This is a genomic window from Pseudomonas sp. FBCC-B1565, from assembly GCF_059133265.1.
Map to the genome: position 1 here is coordinate 1,204,831 of NZ_CP101438.1, position 25,625 is coordinate 1,230,455.

Sequence of the window (25,625 nt, forward strand, 5' to 3'; positions counted from 1 at the left end):
CATGTTCGAGAAATTGCAGCGGGCGTTCTGGAAGGCCCTGACGCCGGATTTGATTGCCGAGACCGTAGCAACACCGACGCAGAGTCTATTGCCGGCCGAAGTAATCAGCGCGCTGGGCGGCGCGGACAACCTCAAGTCGCAGCAGCGTGTGGCGTTGACGCGGGTGAGGGTGCAGTTGCAGGATGTGGGGCGGTTGGATGAGGTGGCGTTGAAGGCGGCGGGAGTACCGGCAGTGATGATGCTCGCAGGCGGAGTGGTCCACCTGCTTACCGGCCTCTAAGCCCGGTAGAGATCCCAATGTGGGAGGGGGCTTGCCCCCGATTGCAATGTATCTGCCAGCTTAGTAGTAACTGACACACCGCTATCGGGGGCAAGCCCCCTCCCACCGGGTTTTGTGGTGTTCTTACAATTGAGGGTTATCTTCCGGCGGCTTGGTCTTGTCGATACCCGGCACATGCAAGTTGCCTTCGACCACCTGGTTGCCCTCCAGCTGCGGCTGGGTCACCCAGGTGAGGATGTCGTAGTAACGCCGGATGTTCGCCACAAAGTGCACCGGCTCACCGCCTCGCGCATACCCGTAGCGGGTCTTGCTGTACCACTGCTTCTGCGACAGGCGCGGCAGCATCTTTTTCACATCCAGCCACTTGTTCGGGTTCAGGCCCTCGCGCTTGGCCAGCGTGCGCGCATCCTCCAGGTGACCGGTGCCGACGTTGTAGGCGGCGAGGGCGAACCAGGTGCGATCCGGCTCGGCGATGCTGTCGTCCAGTTCATCCTTGATCTTGGCCAGGTACTTGGCGCCGCCCATGATGCTTTGCTTGGGATCCAGGCGGTTGGACACGCCCATGGCCTGGGCGGTGTTCTGGGTCAGCATCATCAGGCCGCGCACGCCGGTCTTGGAGGTGACGGCCGGCTGCCACAGCGATTCCTGATAGCCGATGGCGGCCAACAGGCGCCAATCGACCTTTTCTTCCTTGGCATAGGCGCGGAAGTGTTTCTCGTACTTGGGCAAACGCTGCTGCAGATGCTGGGCGAAGGTGTAGGCGCCCACATAACCGAGCACATCAACGTGCCCGTAGTAGCGGTCTTTCAGGCGCTGCAACGTGCCGTTCTTTTCGACTTTATCCAGGTAGCTGTTGATCTCGTTGAGCAGGCTGTTGTCTTCACCCGGCGCCACGGCCCAGCTCTGGTTGCTGGCATCGCCGAGGTCGAACGCCACGCGCACGTTGGGGAAGTACACCTGGTTCATCGCCACTTCGTTGGAGTCCACCAGGGTCAGGTCGATTTGCCCCTCGTCCACCATGCGCAGCAGGTCGACCACCTCAACGGCGTCGGATTCTTCGTATTCAATCGCAGGATTCTGCTTTTTAAGCGCCGCCAATTGTTCGGCGTGGGTGCTGCCCTTGAGCACCATGATCTTCTTGCCCACCAGGTCTGCCGCGTTCGTCGGGCGGGACTGGCCGTTGCGGTAGATGATCTGCGGGGTAACTTCCAGGTAAGGGTGGGAGAAACGCACCTGCGCCTTGCGCTGTTCGCTGCTGACCAGGCCGGCGGCGGCGAGGACCGGGCCGTTGGGTTTGCCCAACTGGCCGAACAGGTCGTCGAGGTTGTCGGCGGTCTCGATCTCCAGCTTCACGCCCAGGTCGTCGGCGAAGCGCTTGACCAGTTCGTACTCGAAACCGGTTTCGCCGTTGCGGTCCTGGAAATAAGTCGCCGGGCTGTTCCGGGTGATCACCCGCAATACGCCATCCTCCTTGATTCGCTCGAGCGTGCTGGGTTTATCAACACAGGCGCTGAGCATCAGGAAGAGTCCGGTGGCGATGAGCCATTTGGCGCATCGCGGTCGCAAAGCCGTTGGGGAGAACATCTGCGCAGTATACGCAAACGGCCCACGGCGCCATATCTCGACAGCATGGGCGTTGTCTGCTAGCGCTGGCAAAACTGTGCTGCAACCCGCAGAAACGCGGCTTGGCGAGGTATTGTGACGGTTAAAATAACTGCGCCGAATGCCCTCCATGACCCCGCGAAAGGGGTGTAATCCGGCCAACTGACGTTCGGCGGCAGCCACCGGTAGCGTTTCGGGTGCCGTTGGCGGCGGTTTACGCTAGAATGCACGGCCTCAAAGCACACCCCCTTCCCGAGGCTGTCCCGAAGATGTTGATCCTGCGCGGCGCTCCTGCCCTTTCTGCCTTTCGCCACAGCAAACTCCTTGAGCAACTGAGCCAGAAGGTTCCAGCTGTTACAGGCCTGTACGCTGAATTTGCTCACTTCGCCGACGTTACCGGCGTATTGACCGCCGACGAACAGCAAGTGCTCGCACGCCTTCTGAAGTACGGCCCAAGCGTTCCCGTTCAAGAGCCGACTGGCCGCTTGTTCCTGGTTCTGCCACGGTTCGGCACCATCTCGCCTTGGTCGAGCAAGGCCAGCGATATCGCCCGCAACTGCGGCCTGGAGAAAATCCAGCGCCTGGAGCGTGGTATCGCTTTCTATGTCGCCGGCCAGTTCAGCGATGCCGAGGCCGAGCTGATCGCCAGCAGCCTGCATGACCGCATGACCCAGATCATCGTCAGCCAGCTGGAACAGGCTGCCGGCCTGTTCAGCCACGCCGAGCCCAAGCCGCTGACCGCGATTGACGTGATCGGTGGTGGCCGTGCCGCCCTCGAGAAGGCCAACACCGAACTGGGCCTGGCCCTGGCCGAAGACGAGATCGACTACCTGGTCAACGCCTTCAACGGCTTGAAGCGCAACCCGCACGACATCGAACTGATGATGTTTGCCCAGGCCAACTCCGAGCACTGCCGTCACAAGATCTTCAACGCCAGTTGGGACATCGACGGCGAAAGCCAGGAAAAAAGCCTGTTCGGCATGATCAAGAACACCTACGTGATGCACAGCGAAGGTGTTCTTTCTGCTTATAAGGACAACGCCTCGGTGATCGTCGGCTCCGTCGCCGGCCGTTTCTTCCCGGACCCTGAGACCCGCCAGTACGGCGCGGTGCAGGAGCCGGTGCACATCCTGATGAAGGTCGAGACCCACAACCACCCGACTGCGATTGCCCCGTTCCCGGGCGCAGCCACCGGTTCCGGCGGCGAAATCCGCGACGAAGGCGCCACCGGCCGTGGCGCCAAGCCCAAGGCGGGCCTGACCGGTTTCACCGTCTCCAACCTGCAGATCCCGGGCTTCGAACAGCCGTGGGAAGTGCCGTACGGCAAGCCTGAGCGCATCGTCACCGCGCTCGACATCATGATCGAAGGCCCACTGGGCGGCGCTGCGTTCAACAACGAATTCGGGCGTCCGGCCCTGACCGGTTACTTCCGTACGTTCGAGCAGTCCATCACCACCCCGCGTGGCGATGAAGTGCGCGGTTACCACAAGCCGATCATGTTGGCCGGCGGCATGGGCAACATCCGTGAAGAACACGTCAAGAAAGGCGAGATCCTGGTCGGCTCCAAGCTGATCGTGCTCGGCGGCCCGGCAATGCTGATCGGCCTCGGCGGCGGCGCCGCTTCCTCCATGGCCACCGGCACCAGCTCGGCAGACCTGGACTTCGCTTCGGTACAGCGCGAAAACCCAGAAATGGAGCGTCGCTGCCAGGAAGTCATCGACCGTTGCTGGCAGTTGGGTGACAAGAACCCGATCAGCTTCATCCATGACGTCGGCGCGGGCGGTTTGTCCAACGCCTTCCCGGAACTGGTCAACGATGGCGACCGCGGTGGCCGCTTCGAATTGCGCAATATTCCAAACGACGAGCCGGGCATGGCCCCGCACGAAATCTGGAGCAACGAATCCCAGGAACGCTACGTGCTGGCGGTTGGCGCAGAAGACTTCGCGCGCTTCCAAGCCATCTGCGAGCGTGAGCGCTGCCCGTTCGCCGTGGTCGGCGAAGCCACTGCCGAGCCGCAACTGACGGTCACCGACAGCCACTTCGGCAACAGCCCGGTGGACATGCCGCTCGAAGTGCTGCTGGGCAAAGCCCCGCGCATGCACCGTTCCGCTGTGCGTGAAGCCGAGCTGGGCGATGATTTCGACCCAAGCACGCTGGAACTGGCCGACAGCATCGAACGCGTGCTGCACCACCCGGCCGTGGCGAGCAAGAGCTTCCTGATCACCATCGGCGACCGTACCATCACCGGCCTGGTGGCCCGTGACCAAATGGTCGGCCCGTGGCAGGTTCCGGTGGCCGACGTTGCCGTCACCGCTACCAGCTTCGACGTCTACACCGGTGAAGCCATGGCCATGGGCGAGCGTACCCCGCTGGCCCTGCTCGACGCTCCGGCGTCGGGCCGCATGGCCATTGGTGAAACCCTCACCAACATCGCCGCATCGCGCATCGGTAAGCTGTCCGACATCAAGTTGTCGGCCAACTGGATGTCCGCAGCCGGCCACCCGGGTGAAGATGCGCGCCTGTACGACACCGTCAAGGCGGTCGGCATGGAGCTGTGCCCTGAGCTGGGTATCACCATTCCGGTGGGCAAGGACTCCATGTCCATGGCCACCCGTTGGAACGAAGACGGCGTCGACAAGACAGTCACCTCGCCGCTGTCGCTGATCGTCACCGGTTTTGCACCGGTCACCGACATCCGCCAGACCCTGACCCCGCAACTGCGCATGGACAAGGGCACCACCGACCTGATCCTGATCGACCTGGGCCGTGGCCAGAACCGCATGGGCGCTTCGATCCTGGCGCAGACCCATGGCAAGCTCGGCAAACAGGCACCGGACGTCGATGACGCCGAAGACCTCAAGGCGTTCTTCGCCGTGATCCAGGGCCTCAATGCCGACGGCCACCTGCTGGCTTACCACGACCGTTCCGATGGTGGTCTGCTGACCAGCGTCGTCGAAATGGCCTTCGCCGGTCACTGCGGCCTGAACATTGTGCTCGACAGCGTTGCCGAGGATGCGGCCGAGATCAACGGCATCCTGTTCAACGAAGAGTTGGGCGCGGTGATCCAGGTGCGCCAGGACGCTACCCCGGACGTACTTGCACAGTTCAGCGCCGCCGGCCTGGACGACTGCGTGGCGGTGATCGGCCAGCCGATCAACAACGGCGAGATCAACATCTCCTTCAACGGCGATACTGTTTTTGCCGGTCAGCGCCGCTTGCTGCAACGCCAGTGGGCCGAGACCAGCTACCAGATCCAACGCCTGCGTGACAACGCCGATTGCGCCGAGCAGGAATTCGACGTGATCCTGGAAGAAGACAACCCGGGCCTGAGCACCAAGCTCAGCTTCGACGTCAACCAGGACATCGCCGCGCCTTACATCAAGAAAGGCATTCGCCCACAGGTTGCCGTACTGCGTGAGCAGGGCGTCAACGGCCAGGTGGAAATGGCGGCCGCGTTCGACCGTGCCGGCTTCAATGCGATCGACGTGCACATGAGCGACATCCTCGCCGGTCGCGTTGACCTCAACGAGTTCAAAGGCCTGGTGGCCTGCGGCGGTTTCTCCTACGGCGACGTGCTGGGTGCCGGTGAAGGCTGGGCCAAATCGGCCCTGTTCAACAGCCGTGCGCGTGATGCGTTCCAGGGTTTCTTCGAGCGCAACGACAGCTTCACCCTGGGTGTGTGCAACGGTTGCCAGATGATGTCCAACCTCAGCGAGCTGATCCCGGGCAGCGAGTTCTGGCCGCACTTCGTGCGCAACCGTTCCGAGCAGTTCGAAGCCCGTGTCGCCATGGTGCAGGTGCAGGAGTCCAACTCGATCTTCCTGCAAGGCATGGCCGGTTCGCGCATGCCAATCGCCATCGCCCACGGTGAAGGTCACGCTGAGTTTTCCAGCGAAGAAGCTTTATTGGAAGCCGACCTGTCCGGTTGCGTGGCCATGCGTTTCGTCGACAACCATGGCAAGGTCACCGAGACCTACCCGGCCAACCCGAACGGCTCGCCGCGCGGGATCACCGGCCTCACCAGCCGCGACGGTCGCGTGACCATCATGATGCCGCACCCGGAGCGTGTATTCCGCGCCGTGCAAAACTCGTGGCGCCCGGAAGAGTGGAACGAAGACGGCGCCTGGATGCGCATGTTCCGTAACGCCCGCGTGTGGGTGAACTAAGACGGTGTACAAGCTCGCCTTCTTTGTGCCCGACAGCCATGTGGAGACGGTGAAGATCGCCGTCTTTGCCGCCGGCGGCGGGCGCATCGGCAACTACGACAGCTGCGCCTGGCAAGTGCTGGGCCAGGGCCAATTCCGCGCGTTGGACGGCAGCCAGCCGTTCATCGGACAGGTGGGCCAGGTTGAAGGGGTTGAAGAGTGGAAGGTGGAGTTGGTGGTGGCGGATGAGTTGATTGTGGCTGTTGTGGCTGCTTTGAAACTCAGCCACCCGTATGAGACACCGGCCTATGAGGTGTGGCAGTTGGCGGACTTTTGATTCGCATGCTGCAAAAACAAGAAACCCGCTGGGCCAGTTTGGTCAGCGGGTTTTTTGTTGTCTGTCAGGGCCTCATCGGGGGCAAGCCCCCTCCCACCTTGGCAATGCGGTCAACTGTGGGAGGGGGCTTGCCCCCGATGAGGCGAGAACAGCCACTGCATCTCTAAACCCTGGCGCCGACCTCTCGACCACTGACCAACCGCTCCAACGCCTCACCCAACCCGGAAGCCTTGTCACCAATCAACAGGTGCCAAACACCGCTCTCAAGCTGACTCATACCTTGGCAACCGAGCGCAGTGAGCTGAGCTTCAGACAGCCCCGAATCATCTCCCAACTCCACGCGCAAGCGGGTCATCGCCACCGCTTCCAACTGCCGCACATTCGCTTGGCCACCCAACGCACTCAGCCACTTCTCGGCCTCCTGCACATTCACCGCCACCGGCTTATCCACAGGGGAAACCTTCACCGGCGCGCTGGCAACAAACGAAGGCATGGCCAGCCGGATTTCATCAGCAATGCTATCCGCCATCGGCCCAACCACCACCTGCAAACTCCCGCCGTTACCCGGCCGAACCACGGCCATGGCGCCCAGTGCTTTCAGCTCCGCATCCACCGCTTGGTTGCGATCAACCATGTCCAGGCGCAGACGGGTAGTGCACGCACCCACGCTCAGCAGGTTCGCCGCACCCCCGAGCGCACGAATATAGGCACTGGCGCGCTGGTTATCCGTCATCACCTCAGCCTGCACCACCTGGATATCTTCCCGCCCCGGCGTCTTCAGGTTGAACTTGCGAATGCAGTAGTTGAACACGCTGTAGTAGATCAGCGCATACGCCAACCCCACCGGGAACACCAGCCAGCCGTTGGTGGACTTGCCCCAACCCAGCACCATGTCGATAAACCCACCGGAGAAGGTAAACCCGAGGTGGATATTCAGCAGGTTAGTGACCGCCATCGACAGGCCGGTCAGCACCGCATGGATCAGGTACAAAAACGGCGCGAGGAACATGAAGGCGAATTCAATCGGCTCGGTCACCCCGGTCAGAAACGAGGTCAGCGCCATCGACAGGAAAATCCCGCCCATCACTTTACGGCGCTCGGGCAATGCATTGCGGTACATCGCCAGGCACGCAGCCGGCAGGCCGAACAGCATCACCGGGAACATGCCGGTCATGAACTGGCCACCTTTGGGGTCACCAGCAAAGTAACGGGTCAGGTCACCGGTCACCACGGCACCGGTCACCGGGTCGGTGAAGGTGCCAAACACGAACCACGCCATGTTGTTGAGGATATGGTGCAGGCCAGTGACGATCAGCAGGCGGTTGAACACGCCAAACACGAAGGCGCCGAGGCTGCCGCTCTCCATCAGCAACACGCCGAAGCTGTTGATGCCGTGCTGTATCGGCGGCCAGATCAGGCCAAAGATCACACCCAGCGCAACCGCCGAAAACCCGGTGACAATCGGCACAAACCGTCGCCCACCAAAGAACGCCAGGTACTCCGGCAGCTTGATGTCCTTGAAGCGGTTATACAGCCCGCCTGCCATCAAACCACTGGCGATACCGGCGAGCATGCCCATGTTGATGGTGGTGTCCATCACCTTGAGCGTGGAAACCATCACCAGGTAACCAATCGCCCCGGCGAGACCCGCCGTGCCGTTGTTGTCGCGGGCAAAACCCACGGCAATGCCGATGGCAAAGATCAGCGCCAGGTTGGCGAAGATCGCCTGCCCGGCGTCGTGCATCACCGCGATGTTCAAAAGATCGGTGTCGCCCAGGCGCAGCAGCAGGCCGGCGATCGGCAGGATCGCGATCGGCAGCATCAGTGCACGGCCCAGGCGTTGCAGGCCTTCGATGAAATGTTGGTACATGGCGAGTCTCCTTTTGTTGTTGTTATCAGCTCAGCGGCCAGTGGTGTTGACAGGCTTGGCGAACGGCCTTGGCGCTGCTCAGGTCGAGCAGGCCCTGGCTCAGTTGCCGGCATTGCGCCGCGTCCAGGTGGCGGACGCGGTCCTTGATTTCTCCGATCTGCGGCGGGCTCACCGACAGTTCGCTGACACCCAGGCCGACCAGTACCGGCGTGGCCAGCGGATCGGAAGCGAGGGCACCGCACACGCCGACCCAGCGCCCGTGTTTGGCTGCCCCGGCGCAGGTCTGGGCGATCAGCCTCAGCAACGCCGGGTGCAGCGCATCGACGCGGGCGGCGAGGCCGGCGTGGTCGCGGTCCATGGCCAGGGTGTACTGGGACAGGTCATTAGTGCCGATGGATAAAAAGTCCGCGTGCCTGGCCAGTTGCTCGGCCATCAATGCCGCGGCGGGCACTTCGATCATCACGCCCAGTTCGGGGCGCTGGGTCAGTTCCAGCTCGGCGCACAACTCATCCAGGCGTTGGCGGATCTGCAGCAGTTCATCCACTTCGCTGACCATCGGCAGCAGGATGCGGCAGCGTTCCAGCGGGCTGACTTGCAGCAGCGCCCGCAGTTGCTGGTCGAGCAGTTCCGGGCGTACCTGGGCCATGCGGATACCGCGCAGACCCAGCACCGGGTTGGCCTCGACCGGCAGCGGCAGGTAGTCGAGCTGCTTGTCGCCACCTACGTCGATGGTGCGGATGATCACCGACTTGTCGCCCATGGCGTCCAGCACGGCCTGGTAGGCCTGGCGTTGTTCCTGCTCATCCGGCGCGGTGCGGCGGTCGACGAAAAGAAATTCGGTGCGCAGCAGGCCGACGCCATCGGCACCGTTTTCAAATGCCACCTGGGCTTCGGCACTGGAGGCGACATTCGCCGCGACTTCGATGCCCACGCCATCGGTGGTACGCGCCGGTTGTTGGGCCTGCGCTTGTTGCTGCTGGCGTCGCAGTTTTTGCGCGTCGCGAATCTGGTGGACTTCGGCATGGCGCGCGTCGTTGGGGGCTAGTTCCAGGCGGCCGTTGGCGGCGTCCAGCACCACCCGTTGGCCTTGGGGCACGTCGAGTACTTCGGCGCCCAGCGCGACCACACAGGGCAAGCCTTTACCACGGGCCAAAATAGCCACATGGGAAGTGGCGCCGCCTTCGGCCATGCAGATGCCGGCGGCGTTTTGCGCGCTCAGTTGCAGCAGGTCGGACGGGGTCAGTTCGTGAGCGCTGACAATCGCCCCTGCGGGCAATTCGAAGTGCCAGGCTTCGCCCAGCAGTGCGCGCAGTACCCGTTGTTGCAGGTCGCGCAGGTCGTTGGCGCGTTCGGCAAACAGCGGTTTGCCCAACGCCAGCAACACGGCGCATTGCGCCTGGATCGCATCGCGCCAGGCATGAGTGGCGGCGCTGCCGTGCTCGATGGCGGCGGTGGCGGCGTCCAGCAGGGTCGGGTCTTCCAGCAGGGCAAGGTGGGCGGCGAAGATGTCTTCTTCTTCAACGTTCCTGCGCTGGCGGGCGTGCTCCAGGGTGCTGCGGATTTCGCTGCGCACCTGCTCCAGGGCAGCGTCCAGGCGTTGCAGTTGCTCGTCGGCCGCATGCTTGCCGGTGTCTGCCGGCAGTTCGATACCGGTCAGGCGAAACAGCGGCCCGCAGACCAGGCCCGGTGCGGCACACACGCCTTGCAATACACCGACCTCGGTATTGACCCGACGGGGCGCGGCGACGACTGGGGCGTGGTGTTCTTCGTTGATCACGGCTGACAAGGCCGCGACCACCGCCTGCATCGCCGCCTCGGCATCCTTGCCGCGACAGCTCACACGCACCTCATCGCCTTCGCCAATCCCCAGGCCCAGCAAACCGATCAGGCTGTCACACGAGGCGGTTTTATCGCCGAAGTGCAGCGAGGCCTGACTGCTGAAACCCTGCGCAGCCTTGCGCACCAACGCCGCCGGGCGGGCATGCAAACCACCACGATGGGTGATGCGTACGCTGGCGCTGGCTTCACCCGCCGAGTTATCCACAGACGCCGAAACCGACGCGGCCAAACGCGCGACAATCTGCAACAACGGCTCGCCGACCTTGACCGTTTTAGCCGCCACCGAGCGCAACTCGAAGCGCTCGCCATTGGTCAGGATGATCAGGCTCACCAGGCTTTTGCACTGGCGCGCAATGCGGTCCAGATCGAACTGCACCAATGCCTGGCCCTTGCTTACCCGCGTGCCGTCCTTGACCAGCAAGGCAAAGCCTTCGCCGTTCAGTTCCACAGTATCGATGCCCACATGCATCAACACTTCGGCACCGTTGTCAGCGCGGATCGTCAGCGCATGCCCGGTGCGGGCGACGTGGATGATCACCCCGTCACATGGCGCATGCAGGCAATCGTTCAACGGGTCGATGGCAATGCCGTCGCCCATGGCGCCGCTGGCGAATACTTCGTCGGGAACGTTGCCCAAGGCCAGCACCGGCCCGCTGAGGGGGGCGCTGAGGGTCAGGTCATTATTGTTGTTGGACATGGGCACGGTACTCATCAGGAAAACGCGACTCAGTGAGTGCGGGTAACTTTGCTCAGGTGACGCGGCTGGTCCGGGTCCATGCCCCGGGCTTCAGCCAGGCCAGCGGCCATGACGTAAAAGCTTTGGATGGCCAGGATCGGGTCCAAACTCGGGTGTTCGGCGCGGCTCAGGGTCAGGTCGCGCTCGGCGATATCGTCCGGCGCGGCCAGCAACACGCGGGCACCGCGTTGGCGCATGTCGGCGGCCAGGCTCAACAGGCCAGCCTGCTCGGCGCCACGCGGGGCGAACACCAGCAGGGGGTAGTTATCGCCAATCAAGGCCATCGGGCCGTGGCGCACTTCGGCACTGCTGAAGGCTTCGGCCTGGATCGCCGAGGTTTCCTTGAGCTTGAGCGCGGCTTCCTGGGCGATGGCAAAACCGGCGCCGCGACCGATCACCATCAATTGCTGGCAGCCGCGCAGGGCGTCGATGGCGACCGTCCAGTCCTGCTTGGCGGCGGCACGCAGTTCGTCCGGCAAGGCGCGACAGGCTTGGAGCAAATCGGCTTCCTGGTTCCAGTGGCCGATCAGCAGCGCGCTGGCACTCAGGGTGGCGATAAAACTTTTGGTGGCGGCAACGCTTTGCTCCGTCCCGGCGCACAGCGGCACATGGAATTCACAGGCGGCTTCCAGCGGCGAGTCTTCGGCGTTGACCAGCGAAATGCTCAGGGCGCCGCGTTTGCGCAGCAGGCGCAAGCTGTTGACCAGGTCCGGGCTTTGCCCCGACTGCGAGAAACCGAACGCCACTTGGCCGCAGACTTTCAACGGGGCTTGCAGCAGGGTCACCACCGACATCGGCAGCGACGCCACTGGAATGCCCACGTGTTGCATGGCCAGGTAGGCGAAGTAGCTGGCGGCGTGGTCGGAGCTGCCCCGGGCGATGGTCATCGCCACTTGCGGTGGCTGACGGCGCAGGCGCCCGGCGACGTCTTCCAGCAGCGGGTCCAGGCGTTGCAATTGCGCCGACACGGCGTCGCAGGAGGCCAGGGCCTCTTCAAGCATTTTTGAAGTCAATGGTTTCTCCTTCGACCATTACGTCGGTGAGTGTCAGGGAGCGGTCCAGGCGTACGCAGTCGGCAAAGCTGCCGGGTTGCAGGCGGCCGCGTTCTTCCAGGCCCAGGTAGTCCGCAGGAAATTGCGACAGGCGTTGTGAGGCTTCGCTGATGGGCAGGCCGATCTTCACCAGGTTGCGCAGCGCCTGGTCCATGGTCAGCGTGCTGCCGGCCAGGGTGCCGTCGGCCAGGCGCACGCCGCCCAGGCATTTGGTCACGGTGTGGCTGCCCAGCTTGTATTCACCATCGGGCATGCCGGCGGCGGCAGTGGAGTCGGTGACGCAGTACAGGCACGGGATCGAGCGCAAAGCCACGCGCATGGCGCCGGGGTGCACATGCAGCAGGTCCGGGATCAATTCGGCGTACTTGGCGTGGGCCAGCGCGGCGCCGACGATGCCTGGCTCGCGGTGATGCAGCGGGCTCATGGCGTTGTACAAATGGGTGAAGCTGGTGGCGCCGGCAGCGAGGGCGGCGACGCCTTCTTCGTAGCTGCCCAGGGTGTGGCCGATCTGCATGCGCACGCCGCGTTCACTGAGGGCGCGGATCAGGGCATCGTGGCCGGCGATTTCCGGGGCGATGGTGATTACACGGATCGGCGCCAGGCGCAGGTAGGCTTCCACTTCGGCCATCAATGCGGTGTGGGCGAAGTTGGGTTGGGCGCCGAGTTTTCCCGGATTGATGTAGGGCCCTTCCAGGTGCACACCCAGTACGCGGGCGCTGCCCGTCGGACGCTGTTCGCAGAAGGTGCCGAGCTGGCCGAGTACGCTGGAGATTTCATCTACCGGCGCCGTCATGGTCGTAGCCAGTAGAGAAGTCGTACCAAAACGCACATGGGTGCGGGTGATGGTCTCGAAGGCTTCAACGCCTTGCATGATGTCTTTGCCACCACCGCCGTGGACGTGCAGGTCGATAAAACCTGGCAGCAGGTAGGGCCGGTCGTTGTCAGCCGGGTCGCAGGGGTCGCCTTCGATGGCGACCACCTTGCCGAGCTCGTGCACCAGGCGGCCGCGAATCCAGCCGTTGGGCGTGAGGATGTTGTCTTCGGACATGGGCAGTTCTCTAAATTCGCAGTTCAGCGGAATAGTCATGGCGGCGCAGCTCTGCGACGAAGTCGTAGTAGTCGTTGCGGCAGTAGGTGTCGGTGATTTCAATCGGCGTGTTGTCGGCGGTGTAGCCGACCCGGGTCATCAGCAGCATGGCGGTACCGGGGGCGATGCCGACCAGCTTGGCGAACTCGTCGGAGGCGTTGATCGCCTGGATATGCTGCAGGGCACGCACCACCGGTTTGCCGATGCCTTCCAGGTATTCGTACAGCGAATGACCGATGGCTTGGGGCTGCGGCAGCACCAAGGCGGGCAGGGTGCTCATTTCAATCGCCATCACCGTGTCGTCCGCCTTACGCAAGCGCTTGAGGCGTGCCACTTTGTCGGCGGGCGACAGGCCCAGGCGGATCATCTCTTCGTGGGTCGGCTGGGTCAGTTCACGCTCCAGCCATTGGGAGCTGGGCACAAAACCCTTGAGTCGCAGCATCTCGCTGAACCCCGACAGGCGCGACAGCGGCTGCTCCAGGCGTGGCGAAATGTAAGTGCCGGAGCCTTGGTTGCGGCGGATCAGCCCTTGGGCAAACAACACTTCCAGCGCCTTGCGAGCGGTGACTCGCGAAATGCTCAGTTGCTCGCTGAGTACGCGTTCCGATGGCAGGGCTTGTTCGGACGTCCACTGGCCGGCATGGATCGCTGCTTCCAGTTTGCGCGCCAATTGCAGGTACAGCGGCGTGGATTGTTTGTCGTCGGGGCGCAGGGCCAGGATGGGATTCATCTGTCAGGTTTCCGATGCGGTTATTGGAGTGTTGTCGCCCGGTATTGGCCGGAAATTAATACCACTTAAATACCATGTCAATGCAGCGAAAACAGTGCGTTCATTGATTTAAGGGCCCTGCAATGGGGCCTGGTATCAAGTGGTATTAGAGAGGTCTTTATCGCGCGCAGAACGGCGCAGCCCGCGGGGATGAACTGGTATTCACCGGCGGGCGCAGGCTGGGATGGGAATTTTTTTTGAATTATTTTACGAACGGTACGAGATTACGGACGAATCTCGATCAGTGTGCCGTCCTTGACCAGGTTCCAGACTTCACGCATATCCACGTTGCGCATGCCGATGCAGCCGTCGGTCCAGTCCAGGGTGTGGAACCACTGCTCCGGGTATTCCTCGGTATCGGGGGTGCCGTGGATCATGATCATGCTGCCGGGTTTCACGCCTTCGCGGCGGGCGCGGGCGGCGTCGCTGATATTCGGGTAGGAGATGTGCATGGCCAGGTTGAAGCGGTCGCTGGTCTTGCGCCAGTCGATCCAGTAGAGCCCCTCTGGCGTGCGGCGGTCACCCTCGATCAGCTTGTGGCCCTTGGGGTTCTTGCCCAGGGAAATGCGGTAGGTCTTGAGCGGCTTGCCGTCGTTGATCAACTGCAACTGATGGGCGGACTTGAGCACCAGGACCTTTTCGACGGTCTTGCCGCCCAGGGTTTCCACGGTCGAGGCTGATGACAGGGTCGCGAACGACAGGCAGATAAGCGCAAGCAGCCAACGCATTAAAACGGTATCCCTGGTCATGGAGCGGGCAACACCCGCGGCTCTACGGCCTCGCTGCGCACCGGGAAGGCCTGCTGCCGACGGTCAGCGAAATAGTATTCGAGGGTACGCCCGACCGTGCGGAACGCCAGCTCTGACCAAGGGATGTCGGCTTCGTCGAATAGCTGCACTTCAAGGCTTTCGGGGCCTGCGGCGTAGTCCAGGTCCACCAGGTCGGCACGGTAGAAGATATGCACCTGGTTGATATGCGGCACGTCGATCAGCGTGTAGATGCTCAGGTTGTGCACGCGGGCGCAGGCTTCTTCCAGGGTTTCGCGAGCGGCTGCCTGTTCGACCGTCTCGCCGTTCTCCATGAAACCGGCGGGCAGGGTCCAGTAACCCAGGCGCGGCTCGATGGCGCGGCGGCACAGCAGCACTTTGTCGCCCCACACCGGCACTGTGCCAGCAACGATATTGGGGTTCTGGTAGTGGATGGTCGAGCAGTGATCACACACAAAGCGCAGGCGGCCATCGCCTTCGGGGATGCGTTGGGTAACCGGTTTGCCACACTGGCTGCAGAAATTCATGCTGGGGTTCCTGGAAAGTGCGTCTATCTTGGCGTGACGGGCAGGGCGCTGCAAGTTGTCGTTTAGCGACACCGGGCGGGTTTTGGGGTTGGGCGCCCGTACGCTTTGGTGCATGATGCAAGGTAGCCAACAGACCGAGATGACTCATGCTGGACGAGCTACTTCGACGGGTAAGCAACCACACCCCCCACCTGCTTGAAGCCGACGGGCGTTTCCCCGAGGCCGCGGTGCTGGTGCCGATTACCCGCAGTGACGAACCTGAGCTGATCCTGACCCTGCGCGCCAGCGGCCTGTCGACCCATGGTGGCGAAGTGGCCTTTCCCGGTGGACGCCGCGACCCCGAAGACCCGGACCTGATCTTCACCGCGCTACGTGAAGCGGAAGAAGAGATCGGCCTGCCACCCGGCCTGGTCGAAGTCATCGGCCCGCTGAGCCCCTTGATCTCCCTGCATGGCATTCGGGTCACGCCGTATGTCGGCGTGATCCCTGATTACGTCGAATACCTGGCCAACGATGCGGAGATTGCCGCGGTTTTCAGCGTGCCCTTGGACTTCTTCCGACAGGACCCACGCGAACATACCCACCGGATCGATTACCAGGGCCGCAGTTGGTACGTGCCCAGCTATCGGTTTGGCGAATACAAGATCTGGGGGCTGACGGCGATCATGATCGTCGAGCTGATCAATCTGCTCTATGACGACGCCAAGATCAGCCTGCATCAACCGCCCAAGAGTTTCATCAATATCTAAGCCATCGTTTGAATGGCAACGCCGTGAGGAAAAACCATGAAATACCGCCTGGGCGACGCCCGCGTCGAGACTCATCCACACAGCTGGGTAGCGCCGAATGCCACCCTGGTGGGCAAGGTCAAGCTGGAGGAGGGCGCCAACGTGTGGTTCAACGCGGTGTTGCGTGGCGACAACGAACTGATCCTGATCGGCAAGAACAGTAACGTGCAGGACGGCAGCGTGATGCACACCGACATGGGCTACCCGCTGACGCTGGGCACCGGCGTGACCATCGGCCATAACGCCATGTTGCACGGTTGCACGGTGGACGATTACAGCCTGATCGGCATCAATGCGGTGATCCTCAACGGCGCCAAGATCGGCAAGCACTGCATCATCGGCGCCAATTCGCTGATCGGTGAAGGCAAGGAAATTCCCGATGGTTCGCTGGTAATGGGCTCGCCGGGCAAGGTGGTGCGTGAACTGACCGACGCGCAGAAACGCATGCTCGAAGCCAGCGCCGCGCACTATGTGCATAACTCGCAGCGTTATGCGCGGGACCTGGTCGAGCAGGAAGAATGAACCCGATTGAACGTCCTGTTGTGTCGCCTTGCGTGAGTATTTGCGCGCTGGACGATGACGATATCTGCACAGGCTGCCAGCGTACGGTGGATGAGATTACGCGCTGGAGCCGCATGGATAATGCCGAGCGCCGGGTGGTGCTGGGGCTGTGTCATGAGCGGGCGCTGGCGAGTGGGTTGGTGTGGATGATGCCTGAGAGCTCGGGCAACTGATCGATCGCTATCGGGGGCAAGCCCCCTCCCACAGTTGACCGCGTTTAATCTGTAGGAATGCGGTCAAAATGTGGGAGGGGGCTTGCCCCCGATAGGGTCCACCCAGACGACATATTTCAAAATGTGAAGTACCCTGTGCCCCTTGTTCACAGGTCCACTCCCATGCTCTTCCTGATCGCCTACATCAGCAGCGTCGTGCTGATCAACTTCGCCTTCTCCACCGCCCCGCACCTGGATGTCATCTGGTCCGCCTGGGGTGGCCTGGTCTTTATCCTGCGCGACATGGTGCAAACCCGCTTCGGCCATGGCGCAATCATCGCCATGCTGGCCGCGCTGGTGCTGTCGTACGTCACGTCCGACCCGGCCATCGCCCTCGCCAGCGCCACGGCCTTCGCAGTGTCCGAGTGTATCGACTGGCTGGTGTTCAGCATCACCAAGCGTCCGCTGCACGACCGCCTGTGGATCAGTTCGGCGCTGAGCATTCCCCTCGACACCTTTATCTTCTTCGGCCTGATCGGCGCGCTTACCCCGGCGGTGGCGGGAACTGCGCTGGTGTCGAAGTTCGCCGGGGTCACGGTGGTGTGGCTGATCATGGCCTGGCGTATCCGCAAGCGGGCCGTCGCCAACTGAGGCCAATTCCTGCAGTTCATGTAAAATGCCGGCCTTTCTCCCAATGATCCGCTCCCCTGAGGACCTGAGATGACCCGAATCGGAACTCCATTGTCGCCAACCGCGACCCGCGTTTTGCTGTGTGGCTGCGGTGAGCTGGGCAAGGAAGTGGTAATCGAACTGCAGCGCCTGGGCGTTGAAGTGATTGCCGTGGATCGCTACGCCAACGCGCCGGCCATGCAGGTTGCGCACCGTAGCCACGTGATCAACATGCTCGACGGCGCCGCGCTGCGTGCGGTGATTGAGGCGGAAAAACCGCACTTTATCGTGCCGGAAATCGAAGCCATCGCCACCGCCACCCTGGTGGAATTGGAAGCCGAAGGCTTCACCGTAATCCCGACCGCGCGCGCCACCTCGCTGACCATGAACCGCGAAGGCATCCGCCGCCTGGCCGCCGAAGAGCTGGACCTGCCGACCTCGCCGTACCACTTCGCCGATACCTTCGAAGACTACAGCAAGGCTGTGCAGGACCTGGGCTTCCCGTGCGTGGTCAAGCCGGTGATGAGTTCGTCGGGCAAGGGCCAGAGCCTGCTGCGCAGCGTCGATGACGTGCAGAAAGCCTGGGACTACGCCCAGGAAGGCGGCCGTGCAGGTAAAGGCCGTGTGATCATCGAAGGCTTTATCGACTTCGACTACGAAATCACCCTGCTGACCGTGCGCCACATCGGCGGCACCACCTTCTGCGCGCCAGTCGGCCACCGTCAGGAGAAGGGCGACTACCAGGAATCCTGGCAGCCACAGGCCATGAGCCCGATTGCCCTGGCCGAATCCGAGCGCGTTGCCAAGGCGGTTACCGAGGCCCTGGGTGGCCGCGGCCTGTTTGGCGTGGAGTTGTTCATCAAGGGTGATCAGGTGTGGTTCAGCGAAGTGTCGCCACGCCCGCATGACACCGGTTTGGTGACCCTGATTTCCCAGGACCTGTCGCAGTTCGCACTGCATGCTCGTGCGATCCTGGGCCTGCCGATCCCGTTGATCCGTCAGTTCGGCCCTTCGGCCTCGGCGGTGATCCTGGTGGAAGGGCAGTCGACCCAGACGGCGTTCGCCAACCTGGGCGCCGCGTTGAGCGAGCCTGATACCGCCCTGCGCCTGTTCGGCAAACCGGAAGTGAATGGCCAGCGCCGCATGGGTGTGGCGTTGGCGCGGGATGAGTCGATTGAAGCGGCTCGGGCCAAGGCGACCCGTGCTTCCCAGGCAGTGGTGGTAGAGCTCTAAAAGCATCGGGGGCAAGCCCCCCTCCCACACTTGATCCAGTTCACAGAGTTAGATTTGTGAATACATTCAAATGTGGGAGGGGGCTTGCCCCCGATAGCGGTCTATCAGCCCACGCGATTCAAATCATTATCCCGCGTCTCTTTCAGGCACAGCACAGCAATCAAGCTGAGCAACGCCGCCGCCGACACATACCCACCGACATAACTCAGCCCACCCATCGCCACCAGTTTGGTCGCGAAGAACGGTGCGGCGGATGCCCCCACAATTCCCCCCAGGTTATACGCCGCCGAAGCGCCGGTATAACGCACGCGTGTCGGGAACAGTTCCGGCAACAGCGCGCCCATCGGGGCGAACGTCACGCCCATCAGGAACAGCTCCAGCGCCAGGAACAGCGCCACCGCCCAGGTCGAACCGTGGGTGAGCAATGGCTCCATGGTAAAGCCCGACAGAATCGCCAGGATCGCGCCGACGATCAGCACCGGTTTGCGTCCGTAACGATCACTGGCCAACGCTGCCAATGGCGTCGCCAGCCCCATGAACAGCACCGCAAAGCACAGCAGGCCGAGGAAGGTTTCGCGGCTGTAGCCCAGGGTTGAAACGCCATAACTCAGGGAAAACGCAGTAGTGATGTAAAACAACGCATAGCACACCACCATGGATGCAGCGCCTAGCAACACCGGCAGCCAATGCTGGCTGAACAGTTCCACCAACGGCACTTTGACCGGCGCTTGCTTGGCGACGGCGTTGGCGAACACCGGCGTCTCGTGCAGCTTCAATCGTGCGTACAGGCCCACCATCACCAGCGCCGCGCTGAGGATGAACGGGATGCGCCAGCCCCAACTGCGGAACTGTTCGTCACTCAGGCTCATGGCCAGGATCAGGAACAAACCGTTGGCCGCCAGGAAGCCGATTGAAGGCCCTAGTTGCGGGAACATGCCGAACCAGGCGCGTTTGCCTTTGGGAGCGTTCTCGGTCGCCAGCAGCGCTGCGCCGCCCCATTCACCGCCAAGGCCCAGGCCCTGGCCGAAGCGCAGTACGCACAACAGGATCGGCGCCCACGCCCCGATGCTGTCATAACCGGGCAACAAACCGATCAGCGTGGTGCACACGCCCATCAGCAGCAGCGAGGCCACCAGGGTCGATTTGCGCCCGATACGGTCGCCAAAGTGACCGAACAGCGCCGACCCCAGTGGGCGGGCGATGAAGGCGATACCGAAGGTCAGGAACGACGCCAGCATCTGCGCGGTGCCGGAAGTCTGCGGGAAGAACACCGGGCCGATCACCAGCGCAGCGGCCGTGGCGTAGATATAGAAGTCGTAGAACTCGATGGCGGTGCCGACGATGCTCGCCGTGGCGACCCGTGCGGTCGAGTTGGTCGGGGCAGCGGCGGGCGCGGCCTCGTTGTAGGTGGTGCTCATGGTGGTATCCCTGACGGTCATTGCGCGTTTGGACGCGGATTATTATTGGTCGAACTCCCATGGATCAGGGTAGCGCGCGGGGCGGCTCGGGATGGGAGCGAACACCGGTCAGACGCGGTACAGCGGCGCCTGGACGCGTTCAGTGCGGGTAGCACGCGGTCGGGCGGGGCTCTGGTAAGCCGTCCCGATTATAGGAAGGGGTTTGAACATACAACAAGTCAAAATGTGGGAGGGGGCTTGCCCCCGATAGCTGTGTATAGCCACTTGATGCGGTGACTGACACTCGGCCATCGGGGGCAAGCCCCCTCCCACATTATTTGATTACGAATTAAGCGGCGACCGGCATCCGGCTGGTATGCCAGATCAGCACCTTGCTCACCCGGTTGTCCTCGGTCTCGAGGATTTCCAGGCGGTAGCGGCCTATTTTCAGGCACACCGCGCAATCCGGAATGGTCTCCAGCGCCTCGGTGACCAGGCCGTTGAGCGTCTTGGGGCCGTCGCTGGGCAGGTGCCAGTTCAGGCTCTTGTTCAATTCGCGGATCGAGGCGGCGCCGTCGATGATGTAGCGGCCATCCGGTTGCGCTTCGATATGCGGGTTGTCCGCACTCTGTTCGCTTTCGAATTCACCGACGATTTCTTCGAGAATGTCTTCCAGGGTCACGATACCCAGCACTTCGCCGTATTCATCCACCACCATGCCCAGGCGGCGCTGCTGTTTGTGGAAGTTCAGCAGTTGCAGTTGCAGCGGGGTGCTTTCCGGGACGAAGTAGGGCTCGTGGCAGGCGGCGAGCAATGCCTCTTTGGTCAGGCTGGCGTCGGGCAGCAGGTGTTGGATCTGCCGCGTGTTGAGCACGGCTTCGACCTGGTTGATGTCGCTGTGGAACACCGGCAGCCGCGTACGCTGGGAGGTGCGCAGTTGCTCGATGATTTCCTCGATGTCGTCATCCAGGTTGATGCCGTCCACCTCGCTGCGGGGCACCAGGATGTCGTTGACGGTGATGTTGTCCAGAGCATGGATGCCCGGCATGCCGGGGGTACGGCCTTCGGCGATCTCGGGCTCGGGTTCGTCATCATGGTCAGGCAGCGGTTCGTCGCTCTTCTTCACCACGCCGGTCTTGCGCGCGAACGGGCGAAGCAGCAACAGACTAATACCATTGAGCAGCCAGGCCAGGGGGTAGACGATTTTCAGTGGCACGCCCAGCAGCGTATTGCCGAAGCCCAGTACCGCTTGCGGATAGCGGGTGGCCAGGGCGCGGGGCAGGTAGTCGGCCAGTATCAGCAGGATCGCGCAGGAGATCAGCCAGCCGAGCCACGGCCCGTTCTGCGCCCAGGCGTATATGGCCAGCAGCGTGCACAGGATGACCACGGCGGCGCGACACAGGCTGTTGCACAGGATCAGGCTGTTACGCGGAAAGCTCAGGCGGGTGGCCGCCTTGTCACCCTGGCGTGTACCGGGGCGCAGGGCCAGCAAATGTTGCTGGGCGGCCTCGATGGCGGTGAACAGCGCGGCCCACAACACCAGCAGGGCGATTACCGCGAGCATCGGCTCCAGGGGCAAGTTGTCCATGATCGCCGCCCGTCAGATATGCAGGATGTATTCGCGAACCAGCTTGCTGCCGAAATAGGCCAGCATCAGCAGGCAGAACCCGGCCAGGGTCCAGCGGATCGCCTTGTGCCCGCGCCAGCCGAGGCGGTTGCGGCCCCACAGCAGGACGCTGAACACGATCCAGGCCAGGCAGGCCAGCAGGGTCTTGTGCACCAGGTGCTGGGCGAACAGGTTTTCGAAGAACAGCCAGCCGGAGATCAGCGACAGCGAGAGCAAGGTCCAGCCGGCCCACAGGAAACCGAACAGCAGGCTTTCCATGGTTTGCAGTGGCGGGAAGTTCTTGATCAGCCCGGACGGATGCTTGTGCTTGAGCTGGTGGTCCTGCAGCAGCAGGAGCAGGGCCTGGAACACCGCGATGGTGAACATGCCATAGGCCAGGATCGACAGCAGGATGTGGGCGAGGATGCCCGGCTCTTCATCGATCACCGGCACCGTACCGGTAGGCGCGAATTGCGCCAGCAGCACAGTCAGCATGCCCAGCGGGAAGAGCAGCACCAGCAGGTTTTCGACCGGGATCCGGTAACAGGCCATCAGGGTCAGCGCGATGACGGCCGCCGCGATCAGGCTGGCGGCGCTGAAAAAGTCCAGGGCCAGGCCGACCGGCGTCATCAAGTGCGTGAACAGGCTGGCCGCATGGGCGAGCAAGGCGAGGACACCAAGGCCTACCAACAGGCGTTTGTCCGCCTTGGTGCCCTGGGCCAGACGAGTGCCCTGATAGACGGTCGCAGCGGCGTACAAGATGGCGGCGGCGAGGCTGGGTAGCAAACTGGGTGACAAAGGGAGCATAAATCCTGTTAGGCAAGCCCGAAAGGCGCTGAGTTTGGCATACCCCCGCGCAACACGAAAGACTCCCGGGCCAGACAGCGGGTGTGCATGGGCGCAGTCTTCGCTATAATCCGCGACCTGCCCACGCCGCAGGCTCGCCGAGCGCTGTTTTTAATAGCGATTTACCACAGCCTGGGCCGCCATTACCTCGGTCTATGAATAGGGCCTGAAAGGATCGCGCATGTTTGAAAATCTGACTGACCGTCTCTCGCAGACGCTGCGCCACGTTACCGGCAAGGCCAAGCTGACCGAGGACAATATTAAAGACACCCTGCGTGAAGTGCGCATGGCGTTGCTGGAAGCCGACGTGGCCTTGCCGGTGGTGAAGGACTTCGTCAACTCGGTCAAAGAGCGCGCGGTGGGCACCGAAGTGTCCCGCAGCCTGACCCCGGGCCAGGCGTTCGTGAAGATTGTCCAGGCCGAACTCGAAAGCCTGATGGGCGCGGCCAACGAAGACTTGAACCTCAGTGCGGTGCCGCCGGCTGTCGTCTTGATGGCGGGTCTGCAAGGTGCGGGTAAGACCACCACCGCCGGCAAGCTGGCGCGCTTCCTTAAAGAGCGCAAGAAGAAGTCCGTGATGGTGGTGTCGGCCGACGTGTACCGTCCGGCCGCTATCAAGCAGCTGGAAATGCTCGCGGGCGAAGTGGGCGTGACCTTCTTCCCGTCCGACCTGAGCCAGAAGCCAGTCGACATCGCCAACGCTGCCATTAAAGAAGCCAAGCTCAAGTTCATCGACGTGGTCATCGTCGATACCGCCGGTCGCCTGCACATCGACGAAGAGATGATGGGCGAGATCAAGGCGCTGCATGCCGCGATCAACCCGGTCGAGACGCTGTTCGTGGTCGACGCCATGACCGGCCAGGACGCGGCCAACACCGCCAAGGCCTTCGGCGACGCACTGCCGCTGACCGGCGTGATCCTGACCAAGGTCGACGGCGATGCCCGTGGCGGTGCCGCGCTGTCGGTACGTGCCATCACCGGCAAGCCGATCAAGTTCATCGGTATGGGCGAGAAGAGCGAAGCGCTCGAACCGTTCCATCCCGAGCGTATCGCCTCGCGCATCCTCGGCATGGGCGACGTGCTCAGCCTGATCGAGCAGGCCGAAGCTACCCTCGACAAAGACAAGGCCGACAAGCTTGCTAAAAAGCTGAAGAAGGGCAAGGGCTTCGACCTCGAAGACTTCCGCGACCAGCTGCAACAGATGAAGAACATGGGCGGCCTCGGCGGCCTGATGGACAAGCTGCCGAACATCGGCGGTGTGAACCTGGCGCAGATGGGCAATGCCCAGGGCGCGGCAGAGAAGCAGTTCAAGCAGATGGAAGCCATCATCAACTCCATGACCCCGGCCGAGCGCCGCGACCCTGAGCTGATCAGCGGTTCGCGCAAGCGTCGGATCGCCATGGGTTCCGGCACCCAGGTGCAGGACATCGGTCGCTTGATCAAGCAACACAAGCAGATGCAGAAGATGATGAAGAAATTCTCCGCCAAGGGCGGTATGGCCAAGATGATGCGCGGCATGGGCGGTATGTTGCCCGGCGGTGGCATGCCCAAGATGTAAAGAATTCGAGCGGGAGCCCAGCTCCTGCTCCGACCCACAGGGATGTGGGATCTCCAGCAAACCCGCCGTTGGCGGGCGCTGACTCGCCGTTTTAACCGACGGCTCTATAGCAGATCTGAATGGCACGCTGATAGGCGCCAGAAAAAGACATTTGCAAAAGTCCGGATATTCCTTAGAATATGCGGCCTTTCGGGCACCTATGCCCGCTGTGCATTTAGATTTGCAGCACCGACTACAGGAACGATGTTCACATGCTAACAATCCGTCTTGCCCTTGGCGGCTCCAAAAAGCGCCCGTTTTACCACTTGACCGTAACCGACAGCCGCAACCCGCGCGACGGTTCGCACAAGGAACAGGTTGGTTTCTTCAACCCTGTTGCTCGTGGTCAAGAAGTTCGTCTGTCCGTGAACCAAGAGCGCGTAGCCTACTGGCTGAGCGTGGGTGCACAGCCATCCGAGCGCGTTGCAAAACTGTTGAAGGACTCGGCTAAGGCCGCAGCCTGAGCAATATGAACGCGACGCCAGCTGTTGCTGATGATTTGATCGTTATCGGCAAGATTTACTCGGTTCATGGCGTTCGCGGCGAAGTGAAGGTGTATTCCTTTACTGATCCGACTGAAAACCTGTTGCAGTACAAAACCTGGACGCTCAAGCGCGAGGGTAGTGTGAAACAGGTCGAGCTGGTCAGTGGACGCGGGAGCGACAAGTTCCTGGTCGCAAAGCTCAAGGGTCTTGATGATCGTGAAGAAGCTCGTCTTCTGGCCGGTTATGAGATCTGCGTGCCGCGCAACCTGTTCCCTGAATTGACCGACGGCGAGTACTACTGGTACCAGCTGGAAGGTCTGAAGGTTATTGATCAACTCGGGCAACTGTTCGGGAAAATCGATCATCTTCTGGAAACCGGCGCCAATGATGTAATGGTGGTCAAGCCTTGCGCTGGCAGCCTGGATGATCGCGAACGCCTGTTGCCCTATACCGAGCAATGCGTGTTGGCCGTCGACCTGGCAGCGGGCGAGATGAAGGTGGAATGGGACGCGGACTTCTAAGCGTGGCTAATTTGCGCATTGAAGTGATCAGTTTGTTTCCCGAGATGTTTTCCGCCATCAGCGAGTACGGCATCACCAGTCGGGCGGTGAAACAGGGGCTGTTGCAGCTTACCTGTTGGAATCCGCGAGACTACACGACGGATCGACATCACACTGTGGACGATCGCCCATTTGGCGGTGGCCCGGGCATGGTGATGAAGATCAAGCCCCTGGAAGACGCGTTGGTTCAGGCCAAGGTCGCTGCCGGGGAGAAGGCGAAGGTGATTTACCTGTCCCCTCAAGGCCGTCAGCTGAAACAGGCTGGGGTCCGCGAACTGGCGAATGAGGAAGCACTGATCCTGATTGCCGGTCGCTATGAAGGCATTGACGAGCGTTTTATTGAAGCTCATGTCGATGAAGAGTGGTCGATTGGGGACTATGTCCTGTCTGGCGGCGAGCTGCCAGCGATGGTCCTGATAGATGCGGTTACACGACTGCTGCCTGGAGCTTTAGGGCATGCGGACTCCGCGGAGGAAGATTCCTTCACGGATGGTTTGCTGGATTGCCCGCACTACACCCGACCGGAGGTGTATGCGGATCAGCGTGTTCCCGACGTATTGCTAAGTGGCAATCACGCACACATCCGGCGTTGGCGTTTACAGCAGTCCCTTGGTCGGACCTATGAACGACGCGCCGATCTTCTGGAAAGCCGCTCGCTTTCTGGAGAAGAGAAGAAGCTGCTCGAGGAATACATCCTCGCGCGGGACGATAGTTAACAAC

At 62.1% G+C, this 25,625-nt stretch carries 23 protein-coding genes; 12 read left to right on the top strand and 11 right to left on the bottom strand.

Going from position 1 to position 25,625, the window contains the following annotated elements; translation table 11 throughout:
• Position 1: 1 nt before the first annotated feature.
• Complete coding sequence (locus NL123_RS05720; protein WP_248484166.1) at positions 2-280, top strand: PTS sugar transporter subunit IIB; 279 nt, start codon at positions 2-4, stop codon at positions 278-280.
• A 123-nt stretch (positions 281-403) separates the two neighbouring features.
• Here NL123_RS05720 and mltF read toward each other — a convergent pair whose 3' ends face one another.
• Positions 404-1,864 (bottom strand): membrane-bound lytic murein transglycosylase MltF, encoded by a 1,461-nt coding sequence (gene mltF / locus NL123_RS05725; protein ID WP_248484164.1) that lies wholly within the window; start codon positions 1,862-1,864, stop codon positions 404-406.
• A 287-nt stretch (positions 1,865-2,151) separates the two neighbouring features.
• On the opposite strand from mltF, the gene purL reads away from it, so the two are divergent.
• Positions 2,152-6,048: a phosphoribosylformylglycinamidine synthase gene (purL, locus tag NL123_RS05730; RefSeq protein WP_494357389.1), complete on the top strand. Its 3,897-nt coding sequence runs from the start codon at positions 2,152-2,154 to the stop codon at positions 6,046-6,048.
• A gap of 4 nt (positions 6,049-6,052) precedes the next feature.
• A complete protein-coding gene (locus tag NL123_RS05735; RefSeq protein WP_248484160.1) occupies positions 6,053-6,364 on the top strand; it encodes a YqfO family protein in 312 nt (103 codons plus the stop codon).
• A 163-nt stretch (positions 6,365-6,527) separates the two neighbouring features.
• On the opposite strand, the gene nagE is transcribed toward NL123_RS05735, so the two are convergent.
• From nagE to NL123_RS05770, 7 genes are all read right to left on the bottom strand, one after another.
• Positions 6,528-8,234: an N-acetylglucosamine-specific PTS transporter subunit IIBC gene (nagE, locus tag NL123_RS05740; RefSeq protein WP_494357390.1), complete on the bottom strand. Its 1,707-nt coding sequence runs from the start codon at positions 8,232-8,234 to the stop codon at positions 6,528-6,530.
• Between the two features lie 25 nt (positions 8,235-8,259).
• A complete protein-coding gene (ptsP, locus tag NL123_RS05745) occupies positions 8,260-10,770 on the bottom strand; it encodes a phosphoenolpyruvate--protein phosphotransferase (RefSeq protein ID WP_494357391.1) in 2,511 nt (836 codons plus the stop codon).
• A 29-nt stretch (positions 10,771-10,799) separates the two neighbouring features.
• Positions 10,800-11,822: an SIS domain-containing protein gene (locus NL123_RS05750; protein ID WP_494357392.1), complete on the bottom strand. Its 1,023-nt coding sequence runs from the start codon at positions 11,820-11,822 to the stop codon at positions 10,800-10,802.
• Positions 11,803-12,909 carry an N-acetylglucosamine-6-phosphate deacetylase gene (gene nagA, locus NL123_RS05755; RefSeq protein ID WP_494357393.1) on the bottom strand — a complete coding sequence of 369 codons (1,107 nt, stop codon included), beginning with the start codon at positions 12,907-12,909 and terminating at the stop codon, positions 11,803-11,805. Before nagA ends, NL123_RS05750 begins: the two co-directional genes overlap by 20 nt.
• A 10-nt stretch (positions 12,910-12,919) precedes the next feature.
• Positions 12,920-13,678 carry a GntR family transcriptional regulator gene (locus NL123_RS05760; protein ID WP_248484149.1) on the bottom strand — a complete coding sequence of 253 codons (759 nt, stop codon included), beginning with the start codon at positions 13,676-13,678 and terminating at the stop codon, positions 12,920-12,922.
• A gap of 263 nt (positions 13,679-13,941) precedes the next feature.
• Positions 13,942-14,445: a L,D-transpeptidase family protein gene (locus NL123_RS05765; protein WP_179028730.1), complete on the bottom strand. Its 504-nt coding sequence runs from the start codon at positions 14,443-14,445 to the stop codon at positions 13,942-13,944.
• A gap of 17 nt (positions 14,446-14,462) precedes the next feature.
• Complete coding sequence (locus tag NL123_RS05770; protein ID WP_248484147.1) at positions 14,463-15,011, bottom strand: NUDIX hydrolase; 549 nt, start codon at positions 15,009-15,011, stop codon at positions 14,463-14,465.
• A gap of 146 nt (positions 15,012-15,157) precedes the next feature.
• On the opposite strand from NL123_RS05770, the gene NL123_RS05775 reads away from it, so the two are divergent.
• From NL123_RS05775 to purT, 5 genes are all read left to right on the top strand, one after another.
• Positions 15,158-15,760, top strand: coding sequence for a CoA pyrophosphatase (locus NL123_RS05775; RefSeq protein ID WP_248484145.1), 603 nt, complete (start codon positions 15,158-15,160; stop codon positions 15,758-15,760).
• Between the two features lie 36 nt (positions 15,761-15,796).
• The gene (locus NL123_RS05780) at positions 15,797-16,321 is read left to right on the top strand and encodes a gamma carbonic anhydrase family protein (RefSeq protein ID WP_028617818.1); all 525 of its coding nucleotides are present in this window, start codon (positions 15,797-15,799) and stop codon (positions 16,319-16,321) included.
• Positions 16,318-16,533 (top strand): DUF1289 domain-containing protein, encoded by a 216-nt coding sequence (locus NL123_RS05785; RefSeq protein WP_494357394.1) that lies wholly within the window; start codon positions 16,318-16,320, stop codon positions 16,531-16,533. Before NL123_RS05780 ends, NL123_RS05785 begins: the two co-directional genes overlap by 4 nt.
• 162 nt (positions 16,534-16,695) lie before the next feature.
• Positions 16,696-17,163, top strand: coding sequence for a VUT family protein (locus NL123_RS05790; RefSeq protein ID WP_015885703.1), 468 nt, complete (start codon positions 16,696-16,698; stop codon positions 17,161-17,163).
• Positions 17,164-17,232: 69 nt separating this feature from the next.
• A complete protein-coding gene (purT, locus tag NL123_RS05795; protein ID WP_065939222.1) occupies positions 17,233-18,414 on the top strand; it encodes a formate-dependent phosphoribosylglycinamide formyltransferase in 1,182 nt (393 codons plus the stop codon).
• 104 nt (positions 18,415-18,518) lie between these two features.
• Here the strand turns inward: purT and NL123_RS05800 are convergent, their stop codons facing one another.
• The 3 genes from NL123_RS05800 to NL123_RS05810 all read right to left on the bottom strand — a co-directional run bounded on the left by NL123_RS05800 (position 18,519) and on the right by NL123_RS05810 (position 22,224).
• A complete protein-coding gene (locus NL123_RS05800; protein WP_248484141.1) occupies positions 18,519-19,832 on the bottom strand; it encodes an MFS transporter in 1,314 nt (437 codons plus the stop codon).
• Positions 19,833-20,160: 328 nt separating this feature from the next.
• On the bottom strand, positions 20,161-21,399 hold the full coding sequence (locus NL123_RS05805; RefSeq protein ID WP_494357395.1) for a transporter associated domain-containing protein: 1,239 nt from the start codon (positions 21,397-21,399) through the stop codon (positions 20,161-20,163).
• Between the two features lie 12 nt (positions 21,400-21,411).
• Entirely contained in the window at positions 21,412-22,224 is an 813-nt protein-coding gene (locus NL123_RS05810; protein WP_071489286.1) for a cytochrome C assembly family protein, read from the bottom strand.
• A gap of 220 nt (positions 22,225-22,444) precedes the next feature.
• Here NL123_RS05810 and ffh point away from each other — a divergent pair, with 220 nt between their 5' ends.
• The 4 genes from ffh (at position 22,445) to trmD (ending at position 25,621) form a co-directional block, all read left to right on the top strand.
• Positions 22,445-23,821: a signal recognition particle protein gene (gene ffh / locus NL123_RS05815; protein ID WP_003193965.1), complete on the top strand. Its 1,377-nt coding sequence runs from the start codon at positions 22,445-22,447 to the stop codon at positions 23,819-23,821.
• A 251-nt stretch (positions 23,822-24,072) separates the two neighbouring features.
• Positions 24,073-24,324 (top strand): 30S ribosomal protein S16, encoded by a 252-nt coding sequence (rpsP, locus tag NL123_RS05820; protein WP_003175899.1) that lies wholly within the window; start codon positions 24,073-24,075, stop codon positions 24,322-24,324.
• A 5-nt stretch (positions 24,325-24,329) separates the two neighbouring features.
• A complete protein-coding gene (gene rimM, locus NL123_RS05825) occupies positions 24,330-24,866 on the top strand; it encodes a ribosome maturation factor RimM (RefSeq protein ID WP_053135622.1) in 537 nt (178 codons plus the stop codon).
• Positions 24,848-25,621, top strand: a complete 774-nt coding sequence (gene trmD / locus NL123_RS05830; protein ID WP_248484137.1) for a tRNA (guanosine(37)-N1)-methyltransferase TrmD — start codon at positions 24,848-24,850, stop codon at positions 25,619-25,621. Before rimM ends, trmD begins: the two co-directional genes overlap by 19 nt.
• Positions 25,622-25,625: the final 4 nt, after the last annotated feature.